The 20,234-nt window shown below is 29.9% G+C and carries 17 protein-coding genes; 3 read left to right on the top strand and 14 right to left on the bottom strand.

All coding sequences use genetic code 11. The features are described 5' to 3' along the window. Window positions 1–90 precede the first annotated feature (90 nt). Window positions 91–1,443 carry an MFS transporter gene (locus FNZ64_RS05785; RefSeq protein WP_142413911.1) on the top strand — a complete coding sequence of 451 codons (1,353 nt, stop codon included), beginning with the start codon at window positions 91–93 and terminating at the stop codon, window positions 1,441–1,443. 114 nt (window positions 1,444–1,557) lie between these two features. Here the strand turns inward: FNZ64_RS05785 and FNZ64_RS05780 are convergent, their stop codons facing one another. The 7 genes from FNZ64_RS05780 to FNZ64_RS05750 form a co-directional block, all read right to left on the bottom strand. Beyond that, window positions 1,558–2,709: an ABC transporter ATP-binding protein gene (locus FNZ64_RS05780; RefSeq protein WP_142413910.1), complete on the bottom strand. Its 1,152-nt coding sequence runs from the start codon at window positions 2,707–2,709 to the stop codon at window positions 1,558–1,560. Between the two features lie 31 nt (window positions 2,710–2,740). Beyond that, on the bottom strand, window positions 2,741–4,552 hold the full coding sequence (locus FNZ64_RS05775; protein ID WP_142413909.1) for a DUF4091 domain-containing protein: 1,812 nt from the start codon (window positions 4,550–4,552) through the stop codon (window positions 2,741–2,743). 688 nt (window positions 4,553–5,240) lie between these two features. Beyond that, window positions 5,241–6,203, bottom strand: a complete 963-nt coding sequence (locus FNZ64_RS05770; protein WP_142413908.1) for a helix-turn-helix transcriptional regulator — start codon at window positions 6,201–6,203, stop codon at window positions 5,241–5,243. Window positions 6,204–6,502: 299 nt separating this feature from the next. Continuing rightward, window positions 6,503–6,922 (bottom strand): hypothetical protein, encoded by a 420-nt coding sequence (locus FNZ64_RS05765; protein WP_142413907.1) that lies wholly within the window; start codon window positions 6,920–6,922, stop codon window positions 6,503–6,505. A 729-nt stretch (window positions 6,923–7,651) separates the two neighbouring features. Further along, window positions 7,652–8,575, bottom strand: a complete 924-nt coding sequence (locus FNZ64_RS05760; RefSeq protein ID WP_142413906.1) for a zinc-binding metallopeptidase family protein — start codon at window positions 8,573–8,575, stop codon at window positions 7,652–7,654. Between the two features lie 186 nt (window positions 8,576–8,761). After that, window positions 8,762–9,760, bottom strand: coding sequence for a M42 family metallopeptidase (locus FNZ64_RS05755; RefSeq protein ID WP_142413905.1), 999 nt, complete (start codon window positions 9,758–9,760; stop codon window positions 8,762–8,764). Continuing rightward, window positions 9,751–10,803, bottom strand: a complete 1,053-nt coding sequence (locus FNZ64_RS05750; protein ID WP_142413904.1) for a M42 family metallopeptidase — start codon at window positions 10,801–10,803, stop codon at window positions 9,751–9,753. The genes FNZ64_RS05755 and FNZ64_RS05750 overlap by 10 nt, the downstream gene beginning before the upstream one ends. A gap of 353 nt (window positions 10,804–11,156) precedes the next feature. Between FNZ64_RS05750 and FNZ64_RS05745 the strand changes: the two genes are divergently transcribed. Continuing rightward, window positions 11,157–11,714, top strand: coding sequence for a Uma2 family endonuclease (locus FNZ64_RS05745; protein ID WP_142413903.1), 558 nt, complete (start codon window positions 11,157–11,159; stop codon window positions 11,712–11,714). 169 nt (window positions 11,715–11,883) lie between these two features. Further along, entirely contained in the window at window positions 11,884–12,402 is a 519-nt protein-coding gene (locus FNZ64_RS05740; RefSeq protein ID WP_142413902.1) for a GNAT family N-acetyltransferase, read from the top strand. Window positions 12,403–12,531: 129 nt separating this feature from the next. On the opposite strand, the gene FNZ64_RS05735 is transcribed toward FNZ64_RS05740, so the two are convergent. From FNZ64_RS05735 to FNZ64_RS05700, 7 genes are all read right to left on the bottom strand, one after another. Beyond that, window positions 12,532–12,885 (bottom strand): hypothetical protein, encoded by a 354-nt coding sequence (locus FNZ64_RS05735; protein ID WP_142413901.1) that lies wholly within the window; start codon window positions 12,883–12,885, stop codon window positions 12,532–12,534. Between the two features lie 162 nt (window positions 12,886–13,047). Next, on the bottom strand, window positions 13,048–14,028 hold the full coding sequence (locus tag FNZ64_RS05730; RefSeq protein WP_142413900.1) for an ABC transporter permease: 981 nt from the start codon (window positions 14,026–14,028) through the stop codon (window positions 13,048–13,050). A 9-nt stretch (window positions 14,029–14,037) separates the two neighbouring features. Continuing rightward, window positions 14,038–14,952: an ABC transporter ATP-binding protein gene (locus tag FNZ64_RS05725; RefSeq protein WP_142413899.1), complete on the bottom strand. Its 915-nt coding sequence runs from the start codon at window positions 14,950–14,952 to the stop codon at window positions 14,038–14,040. A gap of 186 nt (window positions 14,953–15,138) precedes the next feature. Then, a complete protein-coding gene (locus FNZ64_RS05720; RefSeq protein ID WP_142413898.1) occupies window positions 15,139–15,342 on the bottom strand; it encodes a hypothetical protein in 204 nt (67 codons plus the stop codon). Between the two features lie 1,812 nt (window positions 15,343–17,154). Continuing rightward, the gene (locus FNZ64_RS05710; protein ID WP_142413896.1) at window positions 17,155–17,997 is read right to left on the bottom strand and encodes a hypothetical protein; all 843 of its coding nucleotides are present in this window, start codon (window positions 17,995–17,997) and stop codon (window positions 17,155–17,157) included. A gap of 294 nt (window positions 17,998–18,291) precedes the next feature. Then, window positions 18,292–19,323 (bottom strand): YeiH family protein, encoded by a 1,032-nt coding sequence (locus FNZ64_RS05705; RefSeq protein ID WP_185903691.1) that lies wholly within the window; start codon window positions 19,321–19,323, stop codon window positions 18,292–18,294. Window positions 19,324–19,523: 200 nt separating this feature from the next. After that, the gene (locus FNZ64_RS05700) at window positions 19,524–19,988 is read right to left on the bottom strand and encodes a helix-turn-helix domain-containing protein (RefSeq protein WP_142413895.1); all 465 of its coding nucleotides are present in this window, start codon (window positions 19,986–19,988) and stop codon (window positions 19,524–19,526) included. Window positions 19,989–20,234 lie beyond the last annotated feature (246 nt).

The following is a 20,234-nucleotide window of genomic DNA, read 5'->3' as shown; positions in this document are numbered from 1 at the left end:
TATTGGTATAATTTTTATATTTTTTAAATTATAATGTGAGGTTTAGGGGAATATTTACTGAATATTCAAATATTAATATGGGGTGATTCTATGTCAAATGAGGCAACTCTAGAAAGGTACAAGAAAAATAGTTGGTTATTCATTGTCACGTTCTTTTTCTCTGGTGCAATTAGTGGTATAGCTTATGATGCTATGGCTACTTATGCTCAAGAGATTTCGGCTTCTGTAGCTGCGGGATTTTCATTATACTTAGGAGCGAGTACTTTTATTGCTGCCATTATTATTTTATTAATTCCTAAGCTAGGTTATAAAGTTCTTATATCCTTTTCAGCTATAGCCACAATTCTGTCATTTTTTCTAACAACTGTGTCTAATAATGAGACTTTAGTTACTTTTGCTATTTTAGGGGTTTTACTTGCTATTTCTTTATTTGAAGCTATTTTATCACCATATTTAACCTCTTACACCACTGGAGAGAATAGGCAAAAATTCTTTTCAAGAGCTTTATATCTAAATGTACTTGGAATGGTTGTAACCACAAAGCTAGGTGGAGATGTTATAGTTTGGAGATTTTCAAATAGAATAGGTGAAACCTTCAGCGCTGCTAAAAAGCTTACTGAAAATGTGGACGCATTAAGTTCACTTCAAAAATCTGCATACTTATTAGCACATAAAGATCTGTTATTTATGTGTATTGCATTAGGTGTTCTTGCTTTTTTACCTGTATTCTTTATAAAGGAGACTCCTTCAGATTATAGAACTGTAGAAAAGGATAACACTAAGAGTAAGAAGAAGTTTGATATGAAAGTTTTCTCTAATAAATATGTTATTTTATTCCTTGTATATATAATATTTATAAGATTAGGTTCTTCCTTAATTATGCCTTATATTTCTATCTTCTTAGGAAAACTAGGCATAAACAGATCTACAGTTTCAACAATATCCACATTACAATATGCGGCTATAGTTATATTTATAATGTTCTCACCTTGGCTTGTTAAAAAATTTGGACAAGTTAAAGCTTTAGGTTACTTATCCCTAGCTTCTGTTCCATTTATGTTATTTATCTGTAATGGTAAAGCTTTTGGACCTTTAATGACTCCTGTAGTTACAGTTTCATTCTTCTTAAGATCTGGATTTATGAATGCAGCTTGGCCTGTAAGTAACTCCTTGCCAATGGAATTTGTAGAAAAGGATTATAGACCAGCCTATAACTCCATGATATTTATAACTACTGGATTATGCTCCATAGTTGCAGGAATATTTGGTAAGTCATTCTTATTTAAATTAGACGGTGGATATAGCTATGCTTACTATATTACTTCCGTAATGTATGTTATAGCATCTTTAATCATACTTTTTGTATTCACTGACAAATACAATAGATCCTTTGAAAACAGTGATGAAAATGAAGCTAATAAAGAATCAAATGTTGAAGCTTAATTAACACCTTCTTTTAATATAAACAAAAAAATAAAGTATACTAAACTCAAAAAACTCCTATGATTTTTACCCTTGTATCCATCATAGGAGTTTTTCTATATATTCTTACTAAGGTTATCTACTTATTCTCTCCTCTGTTTCCGTATCAAATAAATGAATCTTTTCCTTGTTAAGTCCTAGTTTTACCTTATCATTAGGCTTAGATTTAACCTCTGGAGATACTCTAGCTACTATGCTTTCTCCAAATAAGTTTAAGTATAAGTAAGCTTCAAAGCCTAGCATTTCCTTAACTTCTACTGTAGCTTCTAAGGCATCTTCTGTGTTTAAATTATTAGAGTCACATAGATAAAGATCTTCTGGTCTTATGCCTAAAATCATTTCTTTGCCTATATAGGACTTTTCTTTTAACACTTTTGAGTTTTCCTCATTTATCTCTATTTTAAAGGAATTAAATTCTGCAAATACTTTTGTTTTTTCTTCTTTTGAAGGATTACCTTCTTTAGATGCTTTAAGCTCTTCTTCTATTATATTTACTTTTAAGAAGTTCATTTGAGGGGATCCAATAAAGGAAGCCACAAATTTATTTGCAGGTTTATTATATATGGTTTCTGAATCTGCAATTTGTTGAATTTTTCCTTCTTCCATAACTACTATTCTTGATCCCATGGTCATGGCTTCTGTTTGATCATGGGTTACATATATAAATGTAGTTTTAAGTTTTTGATGAAGTTTGCTTAATTCCGTTCTCATTTGAACTCTAAGTTTTGCATCTAAGTTTGATAGAGGTTCATCCATTAAAAACACCTTAGGTTCTCTAACCATGGCTCTTCCTAAGGCCACTCTCTGTCTTTGTCCTCCTGATAATTCCTTTGGCTTTCTCTTTAATAATTCTTCAATTCCTAGTATTTTAGCTGTTTCCTCAACTTTTTCTTTTATATATGCATTATCTTTTTTCTTTAATTTAAGTCCAAATGCCATGTTTTCAAAGACAGTCATATGAGGATATAGGGCATAATTTTGAAACACCATTGCTATATCTCTATCCTTAGGCTCTACATGATTTACAAGCTTATCACCTATATATAATTCTCCAGAAGATATATCTTCAAGCCCTGCTATCATTCTTAAAGTAGTGGATTTTCCACACCCTGAAGGTCCTACTAGGACTATAAACTCCTTATCTTCTATTTCTATATTAAAATTATCTACAGCCTTAAAGCCATTATCATATTCTTTGCTTATGTTTATTAATTTTAAACCTGCCATATTTAAAATCCTCCGATTCTATATGAAGATATTATATTAGTTTTTCCAGTAAACCTTCCCTTACTTTCATATAATCTTCATAGTTAAAACTATAATTCATTTTTACAGGGGCATCATAGGAAATCTCCATTTCCTCTTTTTTACCTAGTAAATTAATTAGATATTTTTCTACTAACTCCTTTTTATTATACCCCTTATTTTCTAAATGTCTAAATATTTCAAAGTCCTGTATACCAAACCTCATATTTTCCCATCTCATTGAACGAACAGGCTTTAAATTAGCACCAGGATAAACAAAGAACATATCTCCTGCCTTCCATCTTGGATATTTATAACTTGGCTCATTCCAAGGATCTTCAGGCCATATTGCATAGTCCCATCTTAAAAATCCATCTAAATTAAAATAATAAGTAAGCCATGGAATTATTCTGCTTTCTATTAAGGGTGAGGATATAAAATTATTAGGTCTTTCAGGTACGCAACATACAAACCAGGTTAAAGTTCCATCTTTGCTATTTATAATCTCCTTAGTTTCCTGTAAATCTGAAAAACTTTCAACAGTCAACTTTAGATTTAAAGACATATCCTTTAATTTTCCTCTAAACTTATTTACAAATTCTTTATCATGACAAGCACTTTTATATAAGACCTCATGCCCTTTTATAGCCTCATTTATAAAGTCTTCACATTCTGAAACTACTTCAGGATTATTAGGTTCATCTGTAATAATTCTTACCTTGTCCCACCATCCTTTTTCAACCATATGAGTAAATAAAAGATTTAAATAAGTCTTAAAGTCTTTCTTTGTCTTTATAAATTTTAAACTTCTGCTCTCTTCATCCCTATAAAAAATTCTAATAGGCTCTCTATATCCATCCTCTAGCATAGGATTTCCAAAGCTTCTTCCTTCCCAATTTCCTAGAAGTCCAAAAAAATCAAGTTCTTTATTTATGCCATGTTTCATGCATATTTCTATGTATCTATCTAAATGTGAAAAATCACACTTTATATTTCCCTGGCTATCTTTAAATACCTTAACCATATTATATTCATATAAATTAGAAGCATTTTTAGGGTACTCATAACAAGTTTGTCCTGCCCAAGGAAAATCTGAAACTATACAACTAATTACCTTTTCCCCAATGGTAGCTAGTTCTTTTATCATATTTTCTATAATCACAAAATGGTCCTCTGACCATAATGGAACCTTATATGTTCTAGCCCAGTTGCTTGGGTGTTGCCATAAATCTAAAAAAAACTGTGACTCTTTTAAGGAAGGCAAATTAAAATTAACTACTTTTATAGGCACTTTTATAGTATGAACCTTAATTTCATCTTCATAAGCTTCTCCAGTAAAAATATGAACTTCTAAGTTTACCATATCTCCTTTAAAATCGTAAGGAATCACCCCTTCTACCCATATAGCTTGAGGAACCCCCGCTTCAACTAAAACCCCTGGTTCTGTTAAAATAGGATCACTAGTTAAAGCTCCAGTATCATCTTTTACATAGCCTAAAAAAGCCATATTAAAATTATCTATTAAATCCTTAAAGGTATCTCCTATACTCTCTTGTGCTGTATTCTCTCCTGCTATGCTCATTTCAAGCCTAACTCTATATTGATTTATACCCTTCCAGCTCATATTAAGATTATTATCTAAGGAACAGAAAAGCTCTCTCATACTACTAATTAATATTTGAAAAGCAAACTTCTCACCCTTTGCCACGGTTAAATTTATGGATTTTTTATCCCAAACTTCATATGGAACCTTTCCGTATTTTATATGTTTAAATGTAGAATCCACTACACCAAATTTTATTTCATCTATACTATTAAAGTTCATAATCTTAAGTCCTCCTTAAATGCGAATCCCCTTTATATGATTAAAAACTACACTTCTATACTAACACGGGTTATAGAGTAATGTTACCAACATACCTTCTTTTAATGCTATTTCAGCTTCTATACTAATAGGTGTTATAGAATAATTGAGATAATAAATTCTTTATCATGCCTTAGAAGGTATCTTCTGTACTAACAAAGGTTATAGAAGAATTAAACTTTTATATATTCAGAATTTATTATTCAAAAACTTAACAATCTTTACTATCACCTTGAAAAAGTGTCAGTATTACGTTATTTAGTCATAACTTTATTTTATAAATTACAAAATCTTATGTCTAATAGATATATTAAATAGGTAACTATGTTTCTATTTAAAATTCGTATATGTTGTTTATGGAAATATCCGCAAATAAAAAAATGCTGCCTTCCAGGGTAAGAAGACAGCTAAATATAGGGTAACGACTTGATATTAAATTAGATTAACAGGTAAAGGTTAAAAGGCTTAATCATACCTGCTATTATATTATAACCTATTTTAGAAAAATTTAAATAGTTTTTATGTTATTTTTTTATTTTTATAATAAATTTCATTAATTATTTATATTTGTATAAAAATCTTTATTTTTTATTTATGCTATTATTATAATAATCTTTATTAATCGCTTGTAGTATTGTAATCTTATTTATTAATCATCTAGAGGTTTTTTATAAATTTCTCTCATCCTATTAATTTCCATCATAATATCTTCTTTTAATTCTGATGGTTCTAACACCTCAACACTAGTTCCCATAGAGAGTATCCAAGCTTTAAGTTCTTCATATCCTTTAATTGAAGCTTCAAAAGTTATACTCTCATCCTCATTCCATGTAATTCTTTGATTCTCTGACCAAATCTTTTCATTAATTATATAAGATGTTGGTTTAAATACCTTTAATTTAATATTGACTTCTTTATCATTGAAGATGTCTATATTATCATGTAGATATTTAGGTAAAGAAAAATCTTTTGGTATTTCATACTCTTCATGAAGAAGTTCAATATCTCCTTTAATTCTAGTAAGTTTAAAATACTCTATCTCTTCACTTTCATTGCAAAGCCCTGCAAAATAAATAGAAGATTTATAATTAAATAAAGCATAGGGAGCCACAACTTCTTCTACCATACCAAAGTTTAAGGAAAAATATTGAATTTTGATTTTCCGTTTTTTTATAACGGCCTCATGAATTTTTAATGCTATTGCTTGTTCTGTATTTTCTGCGGAGGACTTATATTCTTTTATGTAATAATTCATATTGTTACTCATATTAGAGTTTTTATTTAGAATTTTATTTATTCTCTCTACTATCTCTTCAAATTCCTTAGAATATATAAAATTAGATTTCTTAAGATTTTCATTAGCTAAGCTCAATACTTCACCATCATGTTCTGTAAAGTTTTGAAATAACTCCTTTGACACTTGAGATATAAAATATCCTCCATCCTTGCCTCTTATAGATTCCACATGAAATCCTGCCTCTTCTAAGTCTGATTTATACTTTCTTATCATCCTGACATCTACTCCAAGTACTTCTGAAAGCTCCTTTGCCTTAATAGTTTTTTCACTATTAATTAGAAGAAGCATTTTTAAAAGATTAGAAAACTTGCTCATACTTTTCTCCTTATAAACGGTTTTAATTAAGAACACTCGTATATTATACCATGTTGTATATTAAATACAAAAATAGATATATTATTCCTAAATATTGTTTAAAAAAGTGCTCTCTTAGTAATACTTATCGGCAATTTTGCACTTTTCTAAAGACATTTCCTATGTAAGGCATATTGGAATTCAGTTCCACCATGCCTTTTCACCACCTATTATAAATTCTTATATTGCATTATATGATTATAAAAAGTCATCTAATATAGTATTTATCATATTTAAAGATTTAAACCCCAACCTATCTTTTATACTACATAATCATAAAACTTGTCTAACTGCTCAATTATACCATTGTTACAACTATACCACTTATCGATTTCAACCTCCCCTGTGGAAGTATCCCTTACTACATAGTGAAATTTAGTGTAGAAAAAGCCAATATCTAATTCTTTCCCCTTTGTAGTAATTATATTTATGTGGTAAACAGGTTCTTCTAAGTTGCATGGATCTGTCCTACTAGTAATTATGGTTCTAAGATATTTTGTAATAGTTGATATATCATCTTTTCTACTTACAACCTTCTTACTATCAAGTTTATTAAAATTCATTTCCTCTATATCAAATTCTAATATATTTTTAAAAGGATTAACCTCATTAAATCCTGTACCAATTAAAAGAATAATTAAAGCAAGAAGAACTATAGCTATAATAACACCAGCACTCATAATACTCCCTGGTTCTAAAAATGTGTACAAATGTACTCAAATTAGATAATTCGCACTTATCACACCTTATGGTGGCTTAAAGTCTTGGATGTACCAGTACATTTGTAATATTTTTAGAGTGTTCACATAAGGTCGTTACTCTTATGCAGTTCTCTTATGAACTTCTTATACTTTCATATAAGCACAGACTATATCACAACCCTAAATAATTAGGGTTCTCCCCATTTCCCCTCACTTGAAGGTACGAGATTACTCTCTAGTCGTTGAGCCTTTTCCTATTCGGAACTTGGTTGCTGATTACCCATTGTCAATGTGTTTAGGATTTAACCTTGCACTATCTACATTATTTTTTCTACTTTCGTCACCTTCACGCTTAGACTTATTTCATTCTTACGTTGTGGTTAATGTAGCTTTAGGGACTTCCAGCAGTTAAAGGAGTTTTGGATGTTTTCTTAAACATCACTCTACACTCTTTACAAATGTAGGGAGCTTTTTAATAAAATATATACATTTAACTACTATTGTCTATATCTTATAAAACTATTTGTTGCTCCTTGTAATATTTTTAGGATATTGCTTTATAATTTATAAATTATAAACAATAAATAACCCCTGTTTATATTAATATATTCTTAAAATAAAAAAAGGTTCTAAACAACAGATAATCTCTATTGTTTGAACCTTTTTATCTTAAATATCTTAATTTAAATAGATAAAGTCTCTAAAAGCTTAAACTAAAGCTTTTATAAGCTCTACCATATCCTCTAAATCTTCTGATGATACCATTTCTAGTGGTGTGTTTTTATATTTTATAGGAAGTGCTATAACTCCTGTTTTTATGCCTCCGATCTCTTTATGTATCGGTCCTCCCTCAGTTCCATTTTTACTTACAACATATTGAACCTTTATTTCTTTATCTTCTGCAGCATCTTCTATAAGTTCCTTAACTTCATGACACATTATAAGATTTCTATCCTTTGCAACTATAGCAACACCCTTTGAAAGTTCTATTTCCTCTGTGCTAAGAACTATAGCATAGTCTGGCTCTATTTTATTTGCAGCAGCTCTTCCTCCTCTTCCTTCTAACTTACCTTGAGAAGAGAATACAAAATAACACTCTCTTGAAGTTTGTTTAATATCCTTTATAGCTTTTATTAGAGCGTAACAATTTACTATATTGTTTAAAGAAGCCCCAACTATATTTTCTCCAAGATTAAATACTTCACTTTCTAATTTAGCCACATCACCCTCTGACATTATCTCTAGAATCTCTTCCCTTGACTCTAATCCAAGCTCTATATACATGTCCTCAATTTCTGGCTTTTCCTTAGAAGCACTTATTCTTCCTAAAGTTCCATCTCTAAATATAGCTATTTTATTTATTATATTGCAAGGTTCTACCTCTCCCACATTAGTAAATCTAAGCCTTCCGTCCTTTTCTATGTGAGTTATCATAAGCCCAACTTCATCCATATGAGCCGAGAACATAATCTTCTCTTCACCTTCACCAAGCTTAACTATTAAATTACCTAGCTTATCTTCCTTAATCTTGCAATCAATCTCTTTTAATTCTTCCTTTATAACTTCCCTAACCCCTTCTTCATGTCCACTTACCTTAAAGGCACAAACAAGCTTTTCTAATAATATATCCATAATTATCTTTAGAGAGCAACCTGCACAAAAACAAATTACCCACTAAAAGTTCACTTCCTTTCTATATGTTTTTTGTATTCTCAATACTTTTGCTCTAATACAGCTATAAATTTTCATTTACAACTTAGTGAATCAGTGATGTAGTGACTCTCATATCAGCATTTGTCCTAACATAGCATAAGTTTCCTAAAGAGTGTGTAACCAAGCTTTAACTAATTTAGTTGTATTGTTGAAATCCTCAATGCTAGCTACGGAAATTGAGGAATGAATATATCTACAAGGTACTGAAATTGTAGCAACACGAGCTCCATCTCCTGTGGATACCATAGCTCCTGCATCATTTCCACCAGCTGCAGCTTTTCTTCTTTGATATGGTATTTTTTCATCCTCTGCAACTTTTAATATGCTATTTGTAAGTTCAAAATCAAAGATGCTTGTTCTATCCATCATGGAAATAGCAGGGCCCTTTCCTACTTCTGTAGCTCTTAAATGCTCTTCTATGTTTGCCATATCAGCACAAATAGTTCCTTCAAGGGCAAGTCCAATCTCAGGTTCTACATTATAAGCTGAAACCAATGCTCCCCTATCTCCAATTTCTTCTTGAACACTAAAGGAGGCATATAGATCACAATTATAATTTTCTTTTAAAACTTCTACTAAAACAGCACATCCCATTCTATCATCAAAGGCTTTCCCTTTTATAAGACCTTCTCCAAACTCTGAAAATTCCGTAGAAAATACCGCATATTCTCCAAGAGATACTAGTTTTTTAGTCTCTTCCTTAGAATTTGCTCCAATATCTATACAATAATCACTATAAGATAATGCTTTTGTTCTCTCTTCTTTGCTTTGAAGGTGAATTGGTTTAAGTCCAATTACTCCAACTATCTTCTCTTCCCCAATATATAAAACCTTACAAGGAGCAACCTTTGCATTAACTCCTCCAAGGGGAGCAAACCTTAAAGTTCCATCCTCATTGTATCCCATTATAATAAATCCAACCTCATCCATATGAGCATCCACTAAAACCTTTTTTCCATTGCCCTTTTTATGGACAAGTATATTCCCCATGGTATCTACCTTAATTTCATCTACATAAGGCTCTATTTCTTTTTTAATTATTTCTCGAACTTGTCCCTCATAGCCAACAGGACCATGAGCATTACACAATTTTTCTAAAAGCATAACAACTCCTCCAATTCCTCAGCACTTATTTTCTCTATAAACTTAGCTATGATTCTACCTGTGTTTTTAATATCCTCCATGTTCACCATTTCCACTGTGGTATGCATATACTTTTGAGGTATAGAAATTAGTAGAGTTGGTATACCACTTCTAACTATTTGAATATCCCAAGCATCTGTACCAGTGTTTCCTGGCTCAACTTCTATTTGATAAGGAATTCCATACTCCTCTGCAACTTCTAGAAGTTTTTTTCTAAACTTAGGATGAACATTAGGACCAACACAAATAACAGGACCCTTACCTAGATAAGTTTCCTTCTCTGGAATCCCCATTTTTCCGCTATCGAAAGTTACGTCTATAGCAATACCCAAGGTTGGATTTAAATCATATGAAGCCATTTTAGCTCCTCTATGTCCAACCTCCTCTTGGCAAGAGCATACAAAATAAACATCTAAATCATGATTTATATTTTGAAGTTCTTGAGCACAAGAGTACATAGCCACAATACTAGCCCTATCATCTGTAGCCTTGCAAACCACATTATTATTTAAAAGCTCATAAAAATCCCTTTTTAAAGTTACAAAATCACCAATATTTACAAGTTTTTCTAGTTCCTCTTTACTTCTTCCTGTATCAATTAAAAGGTCTTCCACCTTTACAGCACCACTTCTATCAGCCTCATTCATAAGATGAGGTGGCTTTATTCCAATAATTCCATGAACTTTCTCTTTTCCATCTTTCCCATGAATCAAAACCTCTTGGGATACTAAGGTTTTAGGATCTATGCCTACTGTGGTAAACTTTAAAAATCCATTATCACAGATCTTGTCCACCAACATAAAAATCTCATCAGCATGAGCCATAAGCATTATACTAGCCTTACCATTTCCCTTTTTAATACCATATACATTATTTAAATTTCCCTGTCTCACCTCATTACAAAGTGGTTCAAAAGCATCTTTTATAATAGGATAAATCCAATGTTCCCTTCCACTTGGCCCATGAGCTGTACATAAATTTTTTAACAATTCTTTTTCATGCATATCCTCACCCGCTTTTATCAATTTATATTACTAAAATTTAGGTATATATTTATATTATAATTCTTAATTCAATTATACTCTAAACTTTTTAAGTAGTCATGAAATTCTCTGAAACTTTCAAATCTTTATAGAAGTCTTATACCTACCTCAAAATTTACTTTACATAGATTTACTTTATTTAAGGCTATTACTATGTTTCTATTTAGTATTTATACCGTAAATGTTATATAATATATAATAAGATATCTGGAAACCTTAATTTATATATTAAATTTCCTAGTTTATTTTCTATTTTCATATAACAAGGGTAATAATATTATTTAGAATTATAAGATAAAATAAGGAGGGCTCTAATGAACATTGATTATATTCATTCATATACCGAAGAAGAACTCGAAGAAATCCAAGCTAAATATGATGGAAAAGCTGAATATGATAATGGATTAATATTCCTAAGTTCAAACCCTTCCATACGTCATAATCAAATAATTACTAACATAAATATGTACTTGTCCTTGTATTTAAAGCATAATAACAATAAATGCAGAACTTATAGTGAGCAAATAGAAGTGATTTTTAAATCTGATAATGATATAAGAAAATATAAACCAGATTTATTTGTTATGTGTGAAGATGCAACAAAAAATGGAGAAAGCTTTACCTCTCCACCTAAAATAATATTTGAAGTAATATCTAAAAGCACTTCAAGTCATGATTATATTACTAAGCTTTCAGTCTATCAAAAATATGGAGTACTTGAATATAATATAGTCGAACAAAGCGGTAAAATTATTCAATATTCTCTTGAAGATGACAACTACACCATATCAGATGTATATAAAAATCATGATAAATATAAAAGTACTGTATTTCCTGATTTAAAGATAAATTTAAAGGATATATTTGAATAAATAGAATTCTTGCTTCAGAGAGGATTTTTACTCACCTCACTAAAGCTTAAAAATCCTTATACAAAGACCTAACCACTATTTTTTCTCATTTTGAAGAAGATAAGAATATTAAAGCAAATAATTATAGGATAAAAATAAATACTAATATTATTGAATGGAGAAAATTGCAATGAATATTAAATTGAGAGATTTGCAGCCCTCAGATAAAGAATATTTCTTTTCATGGATAAAGGACAAGGATGTTATAAGATATTCTTTATCTATATTTCAGAAAATGAAAGGTAATAATGAAATATCAAATTGGTTTAATATGCTTTTATTAGATAAATCCTCTTACAATAAAGCAATAGTAGACACTACAAAAGATAAATTGATTGGCTATGCTGGAATAGCAGACATAAGCACAACAAATCTATCAGGAGAATATTTTATATTCATTGGTGATAAATCTTATCATGGAAAAGGTATTGGCACCTTTATAACTAGAGAAATTGTTAAAAATGGTTTTCAAGAGCTAAATCTCAATAGAATTATGCTTACTGTTTCAGAAAAAAACATAGGAGCTATTAAAGCATATACTAATGCTAACTTTAAAACAGAAGGAATAATGAGACAAGCATCTTATAGAGACGGGAAATTTCATGATAAAATTATTATGTCAATTTTAAAAGAAGAATGGTGCTGTTAATATATTACATAAAAAAGGGCTGTGACAATAAGAGTACATACTATAATATATTGTTCTAATTTAAAATTTTCAAATTAATATATTATATGTAATTTCATTAGTGCAACAGCCCTTTTGTTTTATTTAAATTTACTCTACCTTTTTCTCTTCTATAACCTTATCAAATTTCCAGCTTAACCCGTAATCTTCGCTAATAAATCGTGCTTTCTTCCCCTGTCCAAAATCTCCATCTTCCCCTTGGTCTACAATTAAAACACCTTTGGCCCCATTAAACTTTGGTGACAGGGGCGTTACAAATATTCCTTCATATTCTTTAGGTAGTGGTATTTCCAGCTTGTTCCATGTTGTTCCCCTATCTTTAGTGAAATAAACACTTGGATATTTGCTTGTTGATTTATAAGAAATGAATCCTATTTTACCAGTTATTTTTATTAGTCCATTTTCCTTGAAGGCTACCAAGAACATTGGTATACTCTTCACCATTAGGCTTAAAGTTAGTAATATGCTGAACTATTTTATTACTTTCCCCTTTTAAATAAGTAACCTTTGCAATATAAATATCTTTGAGTGAACTTGTTTAAATGCTTCAAATATGCAATAAAAACACCGTAAAATTTATTTTTCAATAATACGGTGCTTTAAAGTTTAATATATATCTTGTTTTGTTATTAAAAAGTATGAAATAAAATTAAATGTTAAAAAGTATAAAACCAAAACAGTAATAGACATACTCATTGTATTTCCATTAATTGATACACTTTCACCTGGTATATATTGCGTTAGGTTTAAATGTGGAAATAATAAAAACTTAGATATCCAATATTTCTTGGTAAATTCAGTTATTACTCCACTCCCCATCCACAAAAGCAGTGTAAGAATCATTGGAATAGTTGACTTCTTTATTAAGATTGCTAGCATAATTGCTAAAGAACTTAGCACTACTGTTTTGATAAAAATAAACAAGTAATTTTGTATTACGTAGCTAACAACATTTCGCTCTATTATTAAGCCATCTGACATTAAAATTTCTGTTACTCCATTTCCATTTTTACTGAAAAATAAATATCCTACTATAATAGAAATAATAAAATGGACTACTAAGGATAAAAAACTTATATAAATTATGGAACAATACTTGCACAAAACTATCTTCCATCTTTTATAAGGTCTTATAAATATTTGTTTTACTGTTCCATAGGAATATTCCTTAGTTATACAATGTATAGATAATATTAGAATAAATAATATTAGGATATTTACCGTAGGCTTAACATCATAAACAAATTTCCAAGGCGTGTCTACATCTATAGGTATGTTCTTTTCTAGACTATATTTAAGCAACGATATTCTCTTTTTATAGGAATCTATTGTAATTTTATAAACTTGAGATTTTTTATCATCATTAATTTCCTGAATTTTTTTATTATTTTCTTCTATGGATTTTTCTAATCGTTTAATTTCTTTAGCTTGTTCCTCTCTCCAACCTTTATTACTTGAATCTGAACTATTGTTTAATAAGGCTGTTCCTAAAATACTAACTAAAACTATTATGAAGATAATCATGGTCTTACTTTGAGATATATTTTTTAAATTTTCATTTCTAATTAACTTTATTATCCTTTTCACTTTATTCACCTAATTTATATCCTTTCCATCGATAACATCAAAATAGTACTGTTCAAGGGAATTATTTTTAGGAATTACGCTGTATATTTTTACTTGTTTTAAGCTAAGTTCAGAAATAATTGTAGGAATATGTTCTCTAATAACATTTAGTTTTAATTTATTTTCAAATAAAGATACATTGTAAGTATTCTTTAATATATTAAAGGCTTTTATTGCATCATTAACATCTATTAAGTACTCTAATGCCCCTTCCTCCCTGTTATTATACATATCCTTAGAAGTAATATCTACAATCTTTCCATTATTTATAATAGCAAATCTATCACACATAAGCTCCATCTCGGAAAGTAAATGACTTGAAACGATAACTGTAATTTGTTTCTTAGCAGCCAAGTCTCTTAGATAAACTCTTAGCTCATATATTCCTTTTGGGTCTAGTCCATTAGTGGGTTCATCCAATATAAGTATAGAGGGATTATGGAGAAGAGCTATTGCAATCCCAAGCCTTTGTTTCATTCCAAGTGAATAATTTTTAACCTTTTGCTTTATTCCTTTGTCTAAATTTACTAGCTTTAGAACTTCATCTATGTCTTTTTCAGTAATATTATCATGCATATTTGAAAAAATTTTCAGATTATTGTAACCTGATAAATGTGTATATAATGCTGGCGATTCTACCAGTGCCCCTACGGTCTTTATAGCCTCTTCAAATTCATCTTTTATACTTTTTCCATTAATAACTACATTTCCTTCAGTCATTGATATAAGACCCACAATTATTCTTATTAATGTGGTTTTACCTGCACCATTAGGTCCAAGAAATCCAAAAACTTCACCTTTTTTTACTTTTAGTGATACATTATCAATTATTCTTTTTTTATTGACTTCTTTACTAACACCTATAATCTCAATAGAATTATCCATTACCAATATCTCCTAGCATTTTGCTTTATAAATTTAAATATTAATTGTCTAGTTTATTTCGTGATATACTGATTCACTTTTTTCTAAAGACTTTTTAACTGTAAACCTAAAGAACATTATAGTAATTAAGAAAAAGCTCAATACTGAAAAAAGCTTTACAAGTGTTCCACATAATTATAAATAATATTATTTAATTTTAAATATTTCTGGATTAATTGCATTAAATTCAACATGTCCACAATTTGAACATACATAGACCTTTACTTTAGAGTATTCAGAAAAGAATTTCTTAACCCCCTCAGTTTCTTTTTGAAGCAAAAGAGAGTTTGAACCAATTGTTAATCCTGCCTGTACCATATCTGAGTTACAACAAAAATATTTTTTCTCCATAAGATTTCCACCTTTCTTATATATAATTATATTTTATCTACTGACTTATATTCATTGTAATCTAAAGATCTTACTCATATAATACCTACCTTGTCCACGTATAAACTTAATAAATTTTCTTAATATAAAAATTAACCACAGTTTTTTGATATAATTATACATTATACCATATAATCACTATTAGGTATATATTGACTATATATACTTTTAAATGCTATATATGTTGAAAAAATTATAATACATAGTTTTCACTTGCCCCATATATCATATTAACTTTAAAGCAGAAGGAATAATGAGACAAGCATCTTATAGGTACGGGAAATTTCATGATAAAATTATTATGTCAATTTTAAAAGAAGAATGGTGCTTTTAATATATTACATAAAAAAGGGCTGTGACACTAAGAGTACATACTATAATATATTGTTCTAATCTAAAATTTTTAAATTATATATTATATGTAATTTCATTAGTGCTACAGCCCTTTTGTTTTATTTAAATTCACTCTACCTTTTTCTCTTCTATAACCTTATCAAATCTCCAGCTTAACCCGTAATCTTCGCTAATAAATCGTGCTTTCTTCCCCTGTCCAAAATCTCCATCTTCCCCTTGGTCTACAATTAAAACACCTTTGGCCCCATTAAACTTTGGTGACAGGGGCGTTACAAATATTCCTTCATATTCTTTAGGTAGTGGTATTTCCAGCTTGTTCCATGTTGTTCCCCTATCTTTAGTGAAATAAACACTTGGATATTTGCTTGTTGATTTATAAGAAATGAATCCTATTTTANTAATAAATCGTGCTTTCTTCCCCTGTCCAAAATCTCCATCTTCCCCTTGGTCTACAATTAAAACACCTTTGGCCCCATTAAACTTTGGTGACAGGGGCGTTACAAATATTCCTTCATATTCTTTAGGTAGTGGTATTTCCAGCTTGTTCCATGTTGTTCCCCTATCTTTAGTGAAATAAACACTTGGATATTTGCTTGTTGATTTATAAGAAATGAATCCTATTTTATCCGTTGAAAACGCTGCTCCCGTTATCCTAACACTGGTTGCTTTACTTGGGTCTCCAATTTTTTCCCAGGTTTTGCCGCCATCCTTAGTTAAATAAACATATGTCATTTCAAAGCTCATGGTTCGATCCCCTGAAACAACAATATATCCATTATCCTTAGATGAAAACCCTATAAACTCCATTCTGCTACCCCTAGTTGAATTCTCTATGGCTTGTTTTTTCCATGTTTGTCCCTTATCATCAGAACTTAATACCGTTACAGGCTTTTCTTCATTACCTCCATAAACAAAAGCTATTTTATCAGGACTAATATAATAGCTACCTTCTTGTAGCTTGTTTTTATCTCTCACTTCCTCTGCTCTTTCTGTTAATGTCTCTATATCTGCTGGTACTTCTATCCAACTATTCCCTTTATCATAAGTTACTTTTACTTTTTTATCAAAAACAAAATACTCGCATCCCTTATTACGCATTTCTGTTTCTTTTTTCTTCATCTTTTCCTCTGGTGATATTATATTATTATTTTCTTTTCCGCTTATTTCTGAACTAATATTATATTTGTCTTCACTTATCATAGTAATAATTGCCCCAATTAAAACAAAAGCTACTAATATTAAGGAAAATATAGTAATTATTTTGCTTTCCTTATTTTTCTTCATGTCTTCCCCCTTCCTAGCACTTACATCTTGTTAATCTTTTTATATATGCAATGCCCACTCTAATTCTTATATCTTTAAAATGCAGTAAAATAAAAAGCCCTTTTACTCCATTAAAATTGTGTGACAAGGCTGATATTAATTCTTCCCATCTCTAACATAGGTATGTTCTTGTGGTTTATCTAAAGTAACATCACCTACTAATATAGTTCCATCCTCATTTTTAATTATAGAAAAGCTAGGGTTTTCATCCTTGCCATAAATAACAGAACCGTAGTTTCCTTGTTCATCAGCTTTCATAGCATCATAAAAGTAAGTTTCTCCTCCCTTTTCAAGGGTAATCATTCCACCTTTAATTTCAAGTTTATTTTGCCAGTTATTTTTATTAGTCCATTTTCCTTGAAGGGTACCAAGGACATTGGTATACGCTTGTCCATTAGGTTTAAAATTAGTAATATGCTGAACTATTTTATTACTTTCCCCTTTTAAATAAGTAACCTTTGCAATATGATTATTTACCCAATTCACTTTATAAGTTCCCTTTGAAAAGGTTCTATATTGATTATCAGTAAAGTATTTATCTACTACTCTAAAAAAAATATAATGTGACTTTTTTAGTCCATAACTTCCTTTAATAGGATCTGTTGTTTCCTTAATAACAATTACATTCTCTTTATTAGGAGAATAGGATAAAAACACTGGATTATTAGGATCACTTTTAAGCCCTATGGTGTTTAATACGAGAAGAACTGCAAGTATTGAATATTCTAGTATTTTTATTTTCTTATTTCTCGGTGCACTTATAGCTAACAAGATTAAAATGGAGTAATTTATAACTCTATACATATAATCATGCAAAAGATATAACCCCTTCTTTTTTGCAGCATATTCCACAAACACCCTAAATATTATCATTATTAAAGCACAACATAGTATAACTATTTTAAATATTTCTCTCTTACTTAGAGTTTTCTTTTTCATTTAATTACACCCCCTGTAAAACCTTATACTTTAATTCTAACATATAATTTTTATCCATAATATCCGGTCTAATATTAACCTCTTCTTCAAAATAAGATAAAAATATACTTTAAAATTATTTCCCAGGCATTTATTCAATGGCTATCCCCTCTAATATTCTCATAACACTCAGCGAAAAAGATTCCTACCAAATTAAAAATAACCATCCTAATTTAAATAAGATGGTTATCTTCATATGTAAAACTTATTAAATTAAGCTTTAAATTTAAAAATCATCTCAAAATAGCTTAATATCTATACTTGTCCTATAAATACTTGTACCAAAAACGAAACTATAACGACTAAAGCTGAAATTATAAATCCATGCAGCATAGGAGCAACTCCTGATTTTGCAAGCTTATTATAGTTTGTTTGAAGCCCTATAGCCCCTAAAGCCATAACCATAAAAAACTTACTTATCGTAGTGATATAATTGCTTGCTACTTCTGGAATTATGCCTATGCTTTTAATTGCAACCATTACAAGAAACATAAGAATAAACCAAGGAAATATTCTTTTTATGCTAACCTTCTTCGGATTTTTTCCTTGTGAACTAGAAAATTGTTCTTCGTTTTTATTCTTAAGTTTTTCGTTTATATATGCAAATATTAAAGTCACAGGAACAATTGATAAGGTACGTGTAAGCTTAACTATAACAGAAAATTTACCAGCCGCATCAGAAAAAGCATATCCAGCTGCTACCACAGATGAAGTATCATTTACCGCTGTTCCAGCCCACAGACCATAACCTAAATCAGTCATTCCGAAATATTTGCCCATTATAGGAAACAGGACCACCATAACAATATCAAATATAAATGTAGCAGATATAGCATAGGCAATATCACTATCCTCTGCTTCTATAACTGGTGAAATAGCAGCAATGGCAGAGCCACCACAAATACCTGTACCAGCAGCAATAAGAGATGAAAGTTTCCAATCCATATTAAAGAGTTTTCCCAATAAATACCCGCCAACAAAGGCTGTTATAAGTGTAAATGTCATAACAATTAAAGAAAACTTACCAACCCTTACTACCTGTGAAAAACTAAGAGAGGCTCCCATAAATATAATTCCAATTTTAAGAACCTTACTTGATGTAAACTTTAATCCATCTTTAAACATATTGTTCTTTGTAATTAATGGATTTAGAGCCATGCCTATAAGTAATGCAAAAACTCCCCCACTTATTAATTTATATGGAATTAATCCACTTAAAAAGTTTGAAACAACTGCAAGTATCACTGTAGTAAATATTCCTATTAAATATTTTTCTATAAATCTCACAAAATCAACTCCTTAAATATATTGCCTCTTAATTTTAGCACTTATTAACTATAAAATATAATTATATATATTTATACTTTCATAAGTTAAGCTTATAGTAAGTTGATAATATGTGAGATATTATATCAAGGTTTTATAAAAATAAGCCTATGTAATTTTTCTATTTAGAAATTTTAACCTTTATAATATAAATTGGAAATTTATCTTTTGCTTAAACTTCTTCCCAGACAATAAACACCAACCAGCATTTCTCCCACAGATAACCCCAAAAGTAATCCAGCAAAAAAATCTTTTACATCAGAACCACCAATACTATGAGAGATAGCCAAGGAAGCAATCCCCATTACAATTAGTAAAATCCCATACATAGTATTTTTTTGTTGCTCTAAATCTTGCGTCCTTTTTAACAGATCCATAATCTGTTTCTCATCGTATATGCGTACACTATTTTCTTCAATTTCTTCTCCGTCCATTAGTTCTGCAACTGTTATTTCAAGCTCTTTGCATAGTTCTTGCACCACACTGTAATCAGGCATACATTTTCCTGTTTCCCATTTTGAAACAGACTTATTTGATACGCCTATTTTTTCTCCAAGTTGCTCCTGTGTCATATTGTGTTCTTTTCTCTTTTGTGCAATAAATTTGCCTATAGATAATTGGTTCATATTTAACACCCCTTTGTTTTTGATACTAAAATCATACTTGCAAAGTATCAAAAGGTCTATCCCTTATTATGCGAATATAGGTGGAATCCTTATAGCTTGTGATTTTCTAACATACAAGACTGGAAAAAATCTTCAGTTTTTTCTTGTTGATGATGTGCGTCAAATTACTATTTATTAAGTTACTTTAAATTTTCTTTTCCACTTCCAACAAGATAAACTCTCTAAATGAATTACAGATTATAGAAA

It is taken from the genome of Hathewaya massiliensis (assembly GCF_902143515.1).
Lineage (GTDB): Bacteria > Bacillota > Clostridia > Clostridiales > Clostridiaceae > Hathewaya > Hathewaya massiliensis.
The sequence above is the reverse complement of the archived record's forward strand: the minus strand, read 5'-3'. Positions and strand labels throughout refer to the sequence as shown.

Coding starts and splice junctions, on each gene's coding strand:
- FNZ64_RS05700 (WP_142413895.1), bottom strand. CDS start 19,988: ATGAACCAATTATCTATAGGCAAATTTATTGCACAAAAGAGAAAAGAA.
- FNZ64_RS05775 (WP_142413909.1), bottom strand. CDS start 4,552: ATGAACTTTAATAGTATAGATGAAATAAAATTTGGTGTAGTGGATTCT.
- FNZ64_RS05745 (WP_142413903.1), top strand. CDS start 11,157: ATGAACATTGATTATATTCATTCATATACCGAAGAAGAACTCGAAGAA.
- FNZ64_RS05720 (WP_142413898.1), bottom strand. CDS start 15,342: ATGGAGAAAAAATATTTTTGTTGTAACTCAGATATGGTACAGGCAGGA.
- FNZ64_RS05765 (WP_142413907.1), bottom strand. CDS start 6,922: ATGAGTGCTGGTGTTATTATAGCTATAGTTCTTCTTGCTTTAATTATT.
- FNZ64_RS05725 (WP_142413899.1), bottom strand. CDS start 14,952: ATGGATAATTCTATTGAGATTATAGGTGTTAGTAAAGAAGTCAATAAA.
- FNZ64_RS05735 (WP_142413901.1), bottom strand. CDS start 12,885: ATGGTGAAGAGTATACCAATGTTCTTGGTAGCCTTCAAGGAAAATGGA.
- FNZ64_RS05785 (WP_142413911.1), top strand. CDS start 91: ATGTCAAATGAGGCAACTCTAGAAAGGTACAAGAAAAATAGTTGGTTA.
- FNZ64_RS05740 (WP_142413902.1), top strand. CDS start 11,884: ATGAATATTAAATTGAGAGATTTGCAGCCCTCAGATAAAGAATATTTC.
- FNZ64_RS05750 (WP_142413904.1), bottom strand. CDS start 10,803: ATGCATGAAAAAGAATTGTTAAAAAATTTATGTACAGCTCATGGGCCA.
- FNZ64_RS05760 (WP_142413906.1), bottom strand. CDS start 8,575: ATGGATATATTATTAGAAAAGCTTGTTTGTGCCTTTAAGGTAAGTGGA.
- FNZ64_RS05770 (WP_142413908.1), bottom strand. CDS start 6,203: ATGAGCAAGTTTTCTAATCTTTTAAAAATGCTTCTTCTAATTAATAGT.
- FNZ64_RS05710 (WP_142413896.1), bottom strand. CDS start 17,997: ATGAAAAAGAAAACTCTAAGTAAGAGAGAAATATTTAAAATAGTTATA.
- FNZ64_RS05780 (WP_142413910.1), bottom strand. CDS start 2,709: ATGGCAGGTTTAAAATTAATAAACATAAGCAAAGAATATGATAATGGC.
- FNZ64_RS05755 (WP_142413905.1), bottom strand. CDS start 9,760: ATGCTTTTAGAAAAATTGTGTAATGCTCATGGTCCTGTTGGCTATGAG.